At 74.7% G+C, this 12123-nt stretch carries 11 protein-coding genes and 1 pseudogene; 8 read left to right on the forward strand and 4 right to left on the reverse strand.

Translation table 11 applies throughout. The features are described from left to right. Nucleotides 1-3 precede the first annotated feature (3 nt). Nucleotides 4-1599: an ABC transporter substrate-binding protein gene (locus J5Y09_RS23000; protein ID WP_209354201.1), complete on the reverse strand. Its 1596-nt coding sequence runs from the start codon at nt 1597-1599 to the stop codon at nt 4-6. 280 nt (nt 1600-1879) lie between these two features. On the opposite strand from J5Y09_RS23000, the gene J5Y09_RS23005 reads away from it, so the two are divergent. Beyond that, complete coding sequence (locus tag J5Y09_RS23005; RefSeq protein WP_209354202.1) at nt 1880-2353, forward strand: hypothetical protein; 474 nt, start codon at nt 1880-1882, stop codon at nt 2351-2353. A gap of 43 nt (nt 2354-2396) precedes the next feature. On the opposite strand, the gene J5Y09_RS23010 is transcribed toward J5Y09_RS23005, so the two are convergent. Then, nucleotides 2397-3017, reverse strand: coding sequence for a glutathione S-transferase family protein (locus tag J5Y09_RS23010; protein ID WP_209354203.1), 621 nt, complete (start codon nt 3015-3017; stop codon nt 2397-2399). A gap of 116 nt (nt 3018-3133) precedes the next feature. On the opposite strand from J5Y09_RS23010, the gene rnhB reads away from it, so the two are divergent. From rnhB to J5Y09_RS23025, 3 genes are all read left to right on the forward strand, one after another. Continuing rightward, the gene (gene rnhB, locus J5Y09_RS23015; protein WP_209354204.1) at nt 3134-3757 is read left to right on the forward strand and encodes a ribonuclease HII; all 624 of its coding nucleotides are present in this window, start codon (nt 3134-3136) and stop codon (nt 3755-3757) included. Between the two features lie 226 nt (nt 3758-3983). Beyond that, nucleotides 3984-5069, forward strand: coding sequence for a site-specific DNA-methyltransferase (locus J5Y09_RS23020; RefSeq protein WP_209354205.1), 1086 nt, complete (start codon nt 3984-3986; stop codon nt 5067-5069). Nucleotides 5070-5081: 12 nt separating this feature from the next. Beyond that, the gene (locus J5Y09_RS23025; protein ID WP_209354206.1) at nt 5082-5663 is read left to right on the forward strand and encodes a hypothetical protein; all 582 of its coding nucleotides are present in this window, start codon (nt 5082-5084) and stop codon (nt 5661-5663) included. A gap of 419 nt (nt 5664-6082) precedes the next feature. Here the strand turns inward: J5Y09_RS23025 and J5Y09_RS23030 are convergent, their stop codons facing one another. Both J5Y09_RS23030 and J5Y09_RS23035 read right to left on the reverse strand, forming a co-directional pair. Next, complete coding sequence (locus tag J5Y09_RS23030) at nt 6083-7258, reverse strand: glycosyltransferase family 87 protein (RefSeq protein ID WP_209354207.1); 1176 nt, start codon at nt 7256-7258, stop codon at nt 6083-6085. 145 nt (nt 7259-7403) lie between these two features. Next, on the reverse strand, nt 7404-8462 hold the full coding sequence (locus J5Y09_RS23035; RefSeq protein ID WP_209354208.1) for an A/G-specific adenine glycosylase: 1059 nt from the start codon (nt 8460-8462) through the stop codon (nt 7404-7406). On the opposite strand from J5Y09_RS23035, the gene J5Y09_RS23040 reads away from it, so the two are divergent. The 4 genes and pseudogenes from J5Y09_RS23040 to J5Y09_RS23055 form a co-directional block, all read left to right on the forward strand. Beyond that, the gene (locus J5Y09_RS23040) at nt 8456-8923 is read left to right on the forward strand and encodes a DUF721 domain-containing protein (RefSeq protein WP_209354209.1); all 468 of its coding nucleotides are present in this window, start codon (nt 8456-8458) and stop codon (nt 8921-8923) included. The genes J5Y09_RS23035 and J5Y09_RS23040 overlap by 7 nt on opposite strands. A gap of 89 nt (nt 8924-9012) precedes the next feature. Then, a complete protein-coding gene (locus tag J5Y09_RS23045; RefSeq protein WP_209354210.1) occupies nt 9013-9612 on the forward strand; it encodes a DsbA family protein in 600 nt (199 codons plus the stop codon). After that, entirely contained in the window at nt 9609-11015 is a 1407-nt protein-coding gene (locus J5Y09_RS23050; RefSeq protein WP_209354211.1) for an AAA family ATPase, read from the forward strand. The genes J5Y09_RS23045 and J5Y09_RS23050 overlap by 4 nt, the downstream gene beginning before the upstream one ends. Nucleotides 11016-11330: 315 nt before the next feature. Beyond that, nucleotides 11331-12123: pseudogene (locus tag J5Y09_RS23055) on the forward strand (hypothetical protein); the annotation flags it as partial.

A 12123-nucleotide genomic window follows, 5' to 3' on the forward strand; every position in this document is an offset into this window, starting at 1 on the left:
GGCCTAGCGCGCCGCCTTGCGGATGTTCCAGGCGATGATGATGCCCGGCATGGCCAGCACGCCGTCGAGCTGCGGGCGGATGGCGGAAGGCAGGTACCACTGCCCGTAGGGCACGTAGGGGACGAGGCGATAGGCGCTTTCGTGCAGCGCGGTCAGGATGCGCTGGCGCTCGGCGTCGTTCGCCGCATAGGGGAAGGCGTCGATCAGCGCCTGGTGCTCGGCGTCGCAGGGCCAGCCGGGCCAGGCGCGCTCGCAACTCGCCTGCATCGGCACGTTGCCGACGGGGTCGGAGGCGCCGAGCCCGTTCCAGAAGGTCAGCCCGATATGCCAGCCGCCCTCGGCCGGCGGGCGACGGTTCGCGCGGCGGCCGGCCATGGAGGCGAAATCCAGCGCCTGCACGTCGGTGCGGAAGCCGACCTGCTGCATCTGCTGCGCGAGCACGAGCGTCGCCGCATGGACGAAGGGATTGTCCGTCGGGTCCATGATGACGATGGGCGTGCCGTCGTAGCCGCTCTCGCGCAGCAGGGCGCGGGCACGTTCGCGCGCGGCTGGGGAACCGAGGCCGGCGGGCACGCCCGCGTTCGATTCCTGCGGCGATCCGCAGACGAAGAAGGCGTGGCAGACCTGGTACAGCGCCGGGTCGGGGAACATCGCCTGGAGGATCTCCTCCTGGTTCACCAGCAGCATCAGCGCCTGGCGCGCGCGCGCGTCGTTGAAGGGCGGGTGGATGTGGTTCATCCGGATCATGCCCGGCGCGCCCAGCGTGTTCGTGCGGATGATGCGCATCCCCCGCCGCTGCAGCATGGGCAGGAAGTCCACGCCCGGGCTCTCGATGTAGTCGAGTTCCCCCTGGATCAGCGCCAGCACCGCGGTCTGCGCGTTGGCGATGTTGAGCCACTCGACGCGGTCGACATGCGCGACCTTGCCGCCGGCGGTGCCGGACGCGGGTTCGGCGCGCGGCACATAGGCCGCGTTGCGGCGATAGACGACGCGCGAGCCGGGCACCCATTCGTCGCGGGAAAAGACGAAGGGGCCGGAGCCGATCGTCTCGGTGATGGCGGTGAAGGGATCGGTCGCGGCGATGCGCGCGGGCATGATCGCCGGCATGTTGCCCGCGGGCTTGGACAGCGCATCCAGCATCAGCCCGTAGGGCCGGCGCAGCCGCCAGGTGAAGGACTTGCCGTCGGCCGAGGCCTCCATCGCCTCGGTGATCGCCATGATCTGCCGCCCATGCGGATCCCGCGCGCCCCAGCGGCGCAGGGAGGCGACGACGTCCGTCGCGGTTACCGGCGCGCCGTCGTGGAACAGCAGCCCGTCGCGCAGCGCGAAGGTCCAGGTCAGCGCGTCGGAGGAGACGGCGAAGTCGCGCACCATCTGCGGCTGCGGGCGCTGGTTCGCGTCGCGGCCGAACAGCTGGTCGTAGATCATGTGCGCGTGGGACTGCACGACGCCCGCGGTGGTGTTGATCGGATCCAGCGTCTGCAGGTCCGCGTTCGGGACCATGCGCAGGATGCGCTCGGGCGGGACGGGCTGCGCCGTGGCGGCGGACGCCATGGCGGCGGCGGCGAGGGCGGCCGCCCTCGCGAGACGGAGGATCATGGCGGCGCGTCTCCCATGGCCGTTGCGCGGCGGCAGGATGGGGCCACCGCCACGGAATGCAACCGTCTGGCGCGCGTCACGGCGCGGCAATCGGCGGTCGATGCCGTTTCCCGCTTTACGCCACGCCCGAAGCGACGATGCTGCGGCGGCATGGCACGGGGCGACCGGTGCCCCGGACAACAAGGAAGCAGGCATGGCCGTCAAATGCGCGCCCGACTGGCGGGGAAGTTCCAACAACGGGAAGTGGGCGAACCACGAAAGCAGCCTCGATGAGTCGGAGATGAAGAAGCTTGGCGAAAGCATCGCCACGCTCCTGGATGGCATTCCGCTGGGGTCCGCGCAGTGCTTCAAGGACCTGGCCCAGGCGCTGAAGTCCGGCACCGTGACCATCACCAAGGGCATCCACCAGCGCGACAGCAAGGTTCATTTCGACGTGACGTCGTCGGTCGGCGTGAAGGGGACCTTCCACGTCTTCGTCGTCCCCGGCGCCGATGTCGGGGTCATCTCGCCCAAGGTCGGCTGGGGCGAGAAGGACCTGATGGGCAAGACCGTCACCCGGTCGCTGTTCACCTACGTGGTCAGCGGGCTGTCCTATCGCATCGGCGCGACGGACCATCTCTACCCGGCGCTCTTCACCATGCTGAGCGAGGTGGAGAAGCCGCTCGGCCGGCCACGCGGCAAGAGCTTCTCGCTCGGCAACAGCAATGCGCCGGTCTCGCATGCGGAGAAGGAGACGCTGCGCGCCACCACCTGAACCTCGGCACCGGGAAGGCGCGCGCGCCTTCCCGGGCGGGGCTTCAGTCGAGCCGCGCGCCGGCCGGCACCTGCATCCCGCGCAGCACCGCGGGCCGCGCGCCCACCTGGGCGAACCAGCGCGCGATGGCGGGCCAGTCGTCGAGCGACAGCGTGGCCCATGCGTGCCGCGCGATCCAGGGATAGGCCGCGATGTCGGCGATGGAATAATCCGCGCCGGCGAGATGCGGCTGGTAGGTCAGGCGCCCCTCGAGCAGCCGGTAGACGCGTTCCACCAGCCCGACCGTGTGCCGGCGCGCCGCCTCCGGCTTCTCGGGGGCGAGGTCGGTCCAGTGATGCGCCTGGCCGGTCATCGGCCCGAGCGAGGTGAGCGCGACCATCAGCCAGGCAAGCGTCTGCGCGCGCGCGGCGGGGTCGCGCGGCAGGAAGCGGCCATGCGTCTCGGCCAGGTGGATCAGGATGGCGCCGCTCTCGAACAGCGGCGGCAGGCCGTCCTCGACCAGGATCGGGATCTTGCCATAGGGGTTGAGCGCGACGATCGCGGGGGCGAATTGTTCCCGCGCGCGGATGTTCACGCCGATCGCCTCATAGGTCAGGCCGCATTCCTCGAGCATGATCGAGACGCGCTGCGAATTGGGCGTCGCCCAGCCATAGAAACGGCGCATCGGGTCAGCCGCGGCGGTCGATGCGGGTGCTGGGCATGGTCGTGCTCCTCCGGCCTTGCCGCGATGGTCGGGGATCGGGGCGCGCATCCGCAAGCCCGTCATGCTACGGGGCGCGCATGGCGCGGCAGGGACCCGATCTTTCGCTCGAAGCCGGCCACGGTCGCGTGGCCGGCGTGGACGAGGCCGGGCGCGGGCCGCTTGCCGGGCCGGTCGTCGCCGCCGCGCTGGTCTTCGTCGCGGCGCCGGACGCATCCCTCGCCGCGCTGATCGACGATTCGAAGAAGCTGACGCCGGTGCGGCGGGACGCGGCCTTCGGCGCGCTGCGCGCCGCGGCGCGGGAGGGCGTGCTCGCCTTCGGCATCGGCGCGGCATCCGCGGCCGAGATCGGCGCGCTGAACATCCTGCGCGCGACGCACCTCGCGATGCGCCGCGCCATCCTTCGCCTGCCGCTGCGGCCGGACCTCGCGCTGGTGGACGGCAACAGCGCCCCGCCCTTGCCCTGCCCGGTGCGCTGCGTGGTCGGCGGCGATGCGCGCTCGCTGTCGATCGCGGCGGCCTCGATCCTGGCGAAGGTGGTGCGGGACCGGGCGATGGCGCGGCTCGATCCGCGCTGGCCGGCCTATGGCTTCGCGCGGCACAGCGGCTATCCCACGGCGGCGCATCTCGCGGCGCTGGCGGAACACGGGCCGAGCCCGCATCACCGGCGGGGGTTCCGCCCCGTGGATGACCTGTTCGGCTGACCGCCGGCGCCCACACCCACGGGCGCAACCCGGCGGATCGAGGCCCTGCCTCGATCCGGGAGGGCGAAGCCCGACCGCGCCCAGGCCATCGGCCGTGCCCGGCGCGCCAGCGCATGGCGCGCAGCCAAGCCGGCGAATGCCGGCGCCGGCGCTTGCGGCACACGAAAGTTGACCTGCCGAGTCGCACAAGCGATTCTAAGGGCTTGCGAAGCGAACGGGGTTCGGCTTGGGCACGACGATCGATCTGCCGCTCGACCAGGTTCTGGTCGGCGACTGCATCGCCTGGCTGCGGCACCTGCCGCCGGCCAGCGTGCACGCCATCTTCGCGGACCCCCCCTACAACCTTCAGCTGAAGGGCACGCTGCGGCGGCCGGACGATTCGCTCGTCGACGGCGTCGACGACGAATGGGACCGCTTCCCCGACCTCGGCGCCTACGACGCCTTCACGCGCGAATGGCTCACCGAATGCCGCCGCGTGCTGCGCAAGGACGGCACCATCTGGGTGATGGGCGCCTACCACAACGTCTTCCGCCTGGGCTCCGCGCTGCAGGACCTCGGCTACTGGATCCTGAACGACGTCATCTGGCGCAAGTCGAACCCGATGCCGAACTTTCGCGGCCGCCGCTTCACCAACGCGCATGAGACGCTGGTCTGGGCCGCGCGCGGCCCCGAATCCCGCTACCGCTTCAACTACGCCGCCATGAAGGCGCTGAACGACGACCTGCAGATGCGCAGCGACTGGCTGATCCCGCTGTGCACCGGCGGCGAACGCCTGCGCGACGACAAGGGTGCCAAGCTGCACCCGACCCAGAAGCCCGAGGCGCTGCTCCATCGCGTCATCCTCGCCTGCACCCAGCCCGGCGACGTCGTGCTCGATCCCTTCCTCGGCTCCGGCACCACCGCGGCGGTGGCGAAGCGGCTCGGCCGCCGCTTCATCGGCCTCGAGCGCGACCCGACCTACGCCCAGGCCGCCCGCGCGCGCATTGACGCGGTCGAGCCCGCGCCCGAGGACGCCGCCGCCGCGTTGCCATCCAAGCGCGAGCAGAAGCGCATCCCCTTCGGCACGCTGGTCGAGCGCGGCCTGGTGCCGCCCGGGGCGAAGCTGTTCGACCGGCAGAAGCGCTGGGAAGCGGTGGTGGGCGCCGACGGCACGCTGCGCTGCGGCCGCGCCCAGGGCTCGATCCACCAGGTCGGCGCGGCGGTGCAGGACGCGCCATCCTGCAATGGCTGGATCTTCTGGCATCTGGAAGGCCGGGACGGCAGGCTGCGCGTGCTCGATGAACTGCGCGAGGCGATCGCGCGCGAGGAATAGGGGGTAGGCCCGATGGGCGAGACGATCAGCGGCGCCGCGGAGGCGCCCGAGCCACCCATCCCCGCCCCGCCGCCCGCGCCGCCGGCGCGCTCCATGGCGGGCGAGGTGCTGGGCCAGTCGCCCTACATCGCCATGCTCGCGGCCTCCTTCGGCGGTGTCGCCTATGCCGCCTTCACCGAGACGCCGAACGCGATCTACTGGATGGTGATGGCGCCGCTGTTCGGGCTGCTCTGCGTGGTGGCGGGCTGGGCGGCCGCGCCGGACCGGGGCGGGCGGCTGCGGCTGATCTGGACGCAGGGGGCGCATTGGGCGGCCTTCCTGCTGGCGATGCTGCTGCTGTTCCGGCCCGAGGTGCAGGGCGTGATGCAGGGCCGCGCGAGCGAGATCGGGCTGCTGCTTCTTCTCGCGCTCGGCGCCTTCGTGGCCGGCGTGCATGCGGGGTCCTGGCGGATCGTCGCGGTGGGCGCGCTGCTGGGTCTTGCCGTGCCGCTGCTCGCCTTCATCCAGCAATCGGCGCTGCTGATCGTGGCGGCGGCCCTGCTGATGGGTGCGGCGGGGGCGGTGTTCCTGTGGGCGGCGTCGCGGGCGAAGTGAGTCTCTTTTGACCTCAGGCGCCGGCGCCGGCATCCGCCGGCTTGGCTTGCGCGCCGTGCACTGGCGCGCCGCGCTCGGCTGATGGTCTGGGCGCGGTCGCGCGGCCGCGCTCCCGGATCGAGGCCGCGCCTCGATCCGCTTGTGTCATGTGCCTCAGGCGCCGGCGCCGGCATCCGCCGGCTTGGCTTGCGCGCCGTGCACTGGCGCACCTTGCGCGGCTGACGGTTTGGGCGCGGTCGCGCTTTCGCGCTCCCGGATCGAGGCTGCGCCTCGATCCGCCTTTGTCCCGTGCCTCAGGCGCCAGCGCCGGCATCCGCCGGCTTGGCTTGCGCGCCGTGCACTGGCGCGCCGTGCGCGGCTGATGGTCTGGGCGCGGTCGCGCTTTCGCGCTCCCGGATCGAGGCCGCGCCTCGATCCGCCTACTCCCTGGCGCCGGGCGCCCGGCCGATCCTCCGCAGCACCAGCGCCAGCATGATCGCCGGCGCCAGCGCGCCGAAGCCGATCGCCACCGACAGCCCCGCCACGATCGACGCGGCCGGGATGAAATAGGCCGCGACCAGCCCCGCCTTCTCCCAGCGCAGGAACCCATCGCGCCGGGCCTCGGCCAGGATCCACGCCATCGGCAGCAGCAGCAGCGTCAGGTCGTAGACGAAGACGAAGGGCGTGGTGATGGGCGCGCCGGCGGCCACCGCCGCCATCTCCGCCCGCCCGCCCGGCCGCCGGCGCAACATCCAGGCGACGGCGCCGATAGCGCCCAGCGTCGCCGCCCCCTGCACCACGCCCGCCGCCGCCGGCCCGATGCCGATCCCCCGCAGCAGGCCGAACAGGCTCTGCAACTGCCAGGGTTCCAGCACGCCTTGCGCGACCGCATCCCCCGCCCCCGGCAGGCGTTCCAGGAAGGCGAACCAGACGCCCGGGCCGAAGGCCAGCAGCGTCGCCGCCACCCAGCCGAGCCCCACCGCCACCGCCCAGCCCAGCGCCGCCCAGCGCCGCGCGGCGAGCAGCGCCGGGATCACAAGCAGCCCCAACTGCGGCTTGAAGGCGAGGCTCGCCAGCGCCGCCCCCGCGATCGCCGGCCGGCGGTCCATCGCCAGCCCCGCCGCGGCCAGCAGCGCCGCGGTCAGGAAGCCGTTCTGCCCGTGCAGGGCGTTCAGCACCGTGACGGGTGCCGCGACCAGCAACATCCCGCCGACCCACCCCGCCCCGGGCAGCCAGGCGCGCAGCAGGGCGAACAACGCCGCGCCGGTCGCCGCCACGAAGGCCGCGAAGGCCGGCAGCAGCGGCAGCAGGGCCAGCGGCAGGCAGACCAGCAGGAAGGATGGCGGATAGAAGAAGGCGTAGTAGCGCCCCGGCGCGCCCTGCAGCGCGGTCTGCGCCGCCGCATGCGCGTCCCGGTCCCAGGCCGCTTCCGGCCGCCCCTGCCAGGCCAGTTCGGCGGCGGCACGGAAGCTGAGGAAATCCGCATCCCCCGGCGGGCTGCCCCGGCCGGCCAGCGTCAGCGCCGTGTCGACGAAGATGGCGAAGGCCACGATCGCCCAGGCGATGCCGTAGACGCGCAGCCTTTCCGGCGTCAGCCAGCCCGTCGCGGCGTTCATCGCCGCAAACCCTTTGCCGTCCCGTCGCGCAGGCACGGCCAGGATGCGGCGCGGCATGGGCGGCCGGGGCGAGGCCGCTGCCCCGCGCCGGGCGCCGCCCGCCCGCCGGCGTGTCGCGGGTCGTGGGCACGCCCCCGGCCCGCGCTCATGCCGCCCCCGCCAAATCGAGCAGCCGCCGCATCACGCTCGGCACCGCCATCCGCGCCCCGTCCTCGGCCAGCCATTCGCCCTCCTCCGGCCCCGTCGCGCCGGGCGGCAGGGTCGCGGCGAACAACACCATCTCCAGTTCGAAATGGGTGAAGCCATGCCGGGCGAGCCCCGGCAGGCGCCGCCAGGGCGCCTCGGCCGGCGCGTGGGGCAGCGCCTCCGCCTCCGCCCAGGGCGTCTCCCGCCAGGGCGTGCCCGGCACTTCCAGCATGCCGCCGAGCAGCCCCCGGGGCGGGCGCCGGCGCAGCAACACCCGCCCCGCCGCGTCCCGCAGCAGGAAATGCGCGCCATGGCGCAGCGGCCGGGCGCGCTTCGGCGCCTTGCGCGGCAGGTCGGCCGCCACCCCCGCCGCCCGCGCCGCGCAGGGCCCCTGCCAGGGGCAGATCCCGCAGGCCGGGCTGCGCGGGGTGCAGATGGTCGCGCCCAGGTCGAACAGCGCCTGGACGAAATCCCCCGGCCGGGCGCTGGCCGCCCCGTCCGCCATGAAGCCCTGGGCGAGCTCCGCGAGGCGCGGCTTGGCGCCCGGCAGCGGGTCCTCCACCCGGAAGATCCGCGCCGTCACCCGTTCCACATTGCCATCGAGGGGCACGAGCGGCGCGTCGAAGGCGATCGCCGCGACCGCGGCCGCCGTATAGGGCCCGATCCCCGGCAGCGCCGCGAGGCCTTCCCTGTTGCACGGGAAACGTCCCGCCGCCGCCACCGCCCTGGCGCAGGCATGCAGGTTCCGCGCCCGGGCGTAGTAGCCAAGGCCCGCCCATTCCTCGGCCACCTCGGCCCAATCGGCCGCCGCCAGCGCCTGGACCGACGGGAAGCGCGCCAGGAATCGCGCGAAGCGCGGCCCGACCGCGGCGACCGTCGTCTGCTGGAGCATGACCTCGGACAGCCAGACGCGGTAAGGATCGCGCGGCTGCCCCGGCGCCGCCCGCCAGGGCAGGTCCCGCCGGTGCCGGTCATACCAGGCGAGCAGCTCGGCGGCGGGGGGATTGTCTGATGGCACGGGAGGAGGAGCAGAAGCGGTTCCTGGGCGGGCCGAGGCCGCTCGGCGCCCTGGTCCCCCGCCTCACACGCCCGGCCTACAAGCGCAAGAGCCCGGCAGGGGCGATGATCATGGCCGACTGGCCGGACATCGCGGGCCCGGCCATCGCCGCCGTCAGCCAGCCGCTGCGCCTGACCCAGGGGACGCTGACGCTGGCCTGTTCCGGGCCCGTGGCGATGGAATTGCAGCATCTGGCGCCGCAGCTCGCCTCCCGCATCAACGCCGCCCTGGGGCGGGTGGCGGTGGAACGCTTCCGATTCGTCCAGCAGGCCCCGGCGGGCGCCGCCGCCGCCAGGCGCCGCCCCGCCGCCCCCGAAGCGCTGCCCGAGCAGGTCGAATCGGCCCTGGCCGGCATCCAGTCCCCGGAATTGCGGGCGGCGCTGGAAAGATTGGGCCGTGGCGTCTATCGGAAACGGGACTAGGCGGCCCCGAGTCCCCCCGAAAGGCCGCCCGCCCCATATCCACCCCGGCCGCCCCCCTTCGCGCGGCCGGAGAGAGGAGAGAGAGCACGATGCCCGACCGCCGTTCCCTGCTGGCCGCCGCGACAGGCCTGATTGCCGCCGGCCCCGCCCTTGCCCAGGCGCCGGCCGATCCGCGCCTCGGCGAAAGGTCGACGGGCCGGGCGGATGCGCGGCTGACGGTGATCGAGTACTTCTCCCTCACCTGCTCCCATTGCGGCGCCTTCCACCGGGAAACCTGGCCGCGCGTGAAGGCGGAACTGGTCGATACCGGCCGCATCCGCATGGTCTGGAAGGATTTCCCGCTCGACCAGATTGCGCTGCGCGCCCACGCCGTCGCCCGCGCCTTCCCCGCCGAGGCCTATGAGGCCTTCCTCAGCGCGCTGTTCAGCACCCAGGACCGCTGGGCCTATGCGCGCGGCGTCGACCACAAGGTCGAGATCGGCAAGATCGCGACGCTGGCCGGCATGTCGCCCGCCGCCTTCGAGGCCGCCTGGGCCGATGACGACCTCGCCCGCGGCGTGCTCGCCATCCGCCAGCAGGGGGAGGCGGAGCACCGCGTCCAGGCCACCCCGACCTTCGTCTTCGGCAGCCGCGTCGTCGGCGGGGCCATTCCCTTCGACCGCTTCCTGCGCGAGGTCCAGGCTTCGTGACGGCGGACGGGCACGTCCCGGCCCCCGAGCCGGCGCGCGAGGATGGCGAGGATGGCGGGCGCAGCGAGGCCCAGCGCCTCGCCGCCGTGCGCGCGACCCTGGCCCGGATCCGCATCGCCGGCTTCAAATCCTTCGCCGAGCCCACCAATGTCGAGGTGCGCCCCGGCCTGACCGGCATCGTCGGCCCGAATGGCTGCGGCAAGTCCAACGTCGTCGAGGCCCTGCGCTGGGCGATGGGCGAGACCTCCGCCAAGGCCATGCGCGGCGGGGAGATGGACGACGTCATCTTCGCCGGCACCGCGACCCGCTCGGGGCGCAACCTCGCGGAAGTCACGCTCAGCCTGGAGGATGCCGAGGGCCTCGCCCCGCCGCCCAACCAGGACCAGCCGGAACTCGAGATCGTCCGCCGCATCACCCGCGGTGAAGGTTCGGCCTTCCGGGTGAACGGCAAGGAAGTCCGCGCGCGCGACGTGCAGACCATGTTCGCCGACATCGGCTCGGGCGCCCGCGCGTCCGCCATGGTCAGCCAGGGCCGGGTCTCCACCCTGATCCAGGCCAAGCCCGAGGATCGCCGCCAGGTGCTGGAGGAAGCGGCCGGCATCGCCGGGCTGCGCGCCCGCCGGCACGAGGCCGAACTCAAGCTGCGCCAGGCCGAGACCAACCTGTCGCGCGCCGAGGACCTGCTCGGCCAGCTCGACACCCAGCGCCAGGGGCTGCAGCGCCAGGCGCGGCAGGCCAACCGCTACCGCAACCTCTCCGGCTTCGTGCGGCAGGCGGAAGGCGAATGGCTCGCCATCCTCGCCGCCCGCGCCGGCGCGGCCGGCCGGCTGGCCGCCGAGCAACTCGCCGCCGCCCGGGCCGGCGTCCGCGCCGCCGAGGCCGAGGCGGAGCGCGCCGCCATCGCCGCCTTCGAGGCCGAGCAGGCCATCCCCGCCCCGCGCGCAGCCGAGGCCGCCGCCCGCACCGCGCTGGAACGCCGCCGCGTCGAGGCCGAGGGGCTGGAAGCCGAGGAACGCCGGGCGCGCGACGCCCTGGCCGGCGCCGAATCCCGCCTCGCCCAGATCCGCCGCGACCTCGCCCATGCCGAGGGCGTGCTGCGCGACGCCGAGGCCGCGCGCGAGCGCCTTGCCCAGGAAGACGCGGCGCTCGCCGCCGTCGAAGGCACCCTCCCCCGCCGCCGGGACGAGGCCGGGGAGGCGCTTGCCGCCGCGACCGACGCCGTCGCCGCCGCCGAGCGCGCAGCCGAGGCCGCGACGGTCGAAGCCGCCGAGGCCGCCGCTCGCGCCCAGGCCGCCGGCGAGGCGCGCGCCACCGCCGAGGCCCGGCTCGCCCGCGCCACCCAGGCGCATGGCCGCCTCCATGCCGAACATGAGGCCGCGCTGCGCGCCCGCGTCCCCGTATAAGCGCGCGAAGAAGCGGCCGCCGAGGTCGCCGCCGCCGACGCCGCGCTGGAGGCCGCGCGGCTCGCGCTGGAGGAAGCCGAGGCTGCCCGCGCCGCCGCCGCCGAGACCCAGGCCGCTTCCCGCCGCGCCGCGAGCGAGGCCGCCGCCGCCGCCACCCGCGCCGAGGCCGAGCGCGCCGCGGCGGAAGACCGCCTCTCCCGCGTCTCCGCCCAGCACGCCACGCTGGCGCGCGACCGCGACGCCGCGCTCGCCGAGCACATCCCGCCGGAGGAGCGCGAGGCCGCCGCCGCCGCGCTGGCCGCCGCGACGGAGGCCGTGGAGCGCGCCGGCAAGGCGCTCGAGGAAGCCGAGGCGATGCGCGCCTGGGCCGCCGCCGCCCACGCCGAGGCCGCGCGCGCGGCGACCGCCGCCGCCGGCGAGCGCGCCCGCGCCGCGGCCGAAGTCGCGGCGCTGGCCGAGGTGCTTGCCTCCCGCGAGCCCGGCGCCGCCGCGCCGATTCTCGACCAGGTCGGCGTGCCGGCGGGGCTGGAGGCGGCGCTCGGCGTCGCCCTCGGCGAGGCGCTGGAAAGCCCGTCGGACGAGGCCGCGCCGCGCTTCTGGCGCGCCCTGCCGCCGCTCGATGCGCTGGCGCCCCTGCCCGGCGGCGCGACGCCGCTGTCGCGGCTGGTCGAGGCGCCGGCCGCGCTCGGCCGCGCCCTGTCGCAGATCGGCCTGCTGCCGCGCGGGGCCGATGGCGCCGCGCTGCAGGCAGCACTTCGCCCCGGCCAGTCGTTGGTGACGGAAGACGGCGCGCTGTGGCGCTGGGACGGGCACACCGCCCGCGCCGGCGCGCCGACGCCTGGCGCCGTGCGCCTGGCCCAGCGCAACGCGCTGCGCGCGGCGGAAGCGAAGCTGGACCGCGCCGAGGCCGAGGCGGCGACGACCGAGGCCGCCCGTGCGGCCGCCGGCGCGCGGGAAGATGCCGCCCGCGCCGCCGAGGCCGCGGCGCGCGATGCGCGCGGCGCCGCCGATGCCGCCCTCGCCGGCGCGCGCGACGCGGAAGCGGCCCTCGCCGCCCGCCATGCGCGCGCGGAAAGCCGGCTCGCGGCGATCGCGCCGCAGCTGGAAC

Origin of the sequence: Roseomonas nitratireducens (assembly GCF_017813355.1) — a bacterium.
Lineage (GTDB): Bacteria > Pseudomonadota > Alphaproteobacteria > Acetobacterales > Acetobacteraceae > Neoroseomonas > Neoroseomonas nitratireducens.

Bases quoted from the DNA above. Each gene is read 5' to 3' on its own strand.
- J5Y09_RS23030 (WP_209354207.1), bottom strand. From the start codon at position 7,258: ATGAACGCCGCGACGGGCTGGCTGACGCCGGAAAGGCTGCGCGTCTAC.
- J5Y09_RS23025 (WP_209354206.1), top strand. From the start codon at position 5,082: ATGGGCGAGACGATCAGCGGCGCCGCGGAGGCGCCCGAGCCACCCATC.
- J5Y09_RS23010 (WP_209354203.1), bottom strand. From the start codon at position 3,017: ATGCGCCGTTTCTATGGCTGGGCGACGCCCAATTCGCAGCGCGTCTCG.
- J5Y09_RS23045 (WP_209354210.1), top strand. From the start codon at position 9,013: ATGCCCGACCGCCGTTCCCTGCTGGCCGCCGCGACAGGCCTGATTGCC.
- J5Y09_RS23005 (WP_209354202.1), top strand. From the start codon at position 1,880: ATGAAGAAGCTTGGCGAAAGCATCGCCACGCTCCTGGATGGCATTCCG.
- J5Y09_RS23040 (WP_209354209.1), top strand. From the start codon at position 8,456: ATGGCACGGGAGGAGGAGCAGAAGCGGTTCCTGGGCGGGCCGAGGCCG.
- rnhB (WP_209354204.1), top strand. From the start codon at position 3,134: ATGGCGCGGCAGGGACCCGATCTTTCGCTCGAAGCCGGCCACGGTCGC.
- J5Y09_RS23000 (WP_209354201.1), bottom strand. From the start codon at position 1,599: ATGATCCTCCGTCTCGCGAGGGCGGCCGCCCTCGCCGCCGCCGCCATG.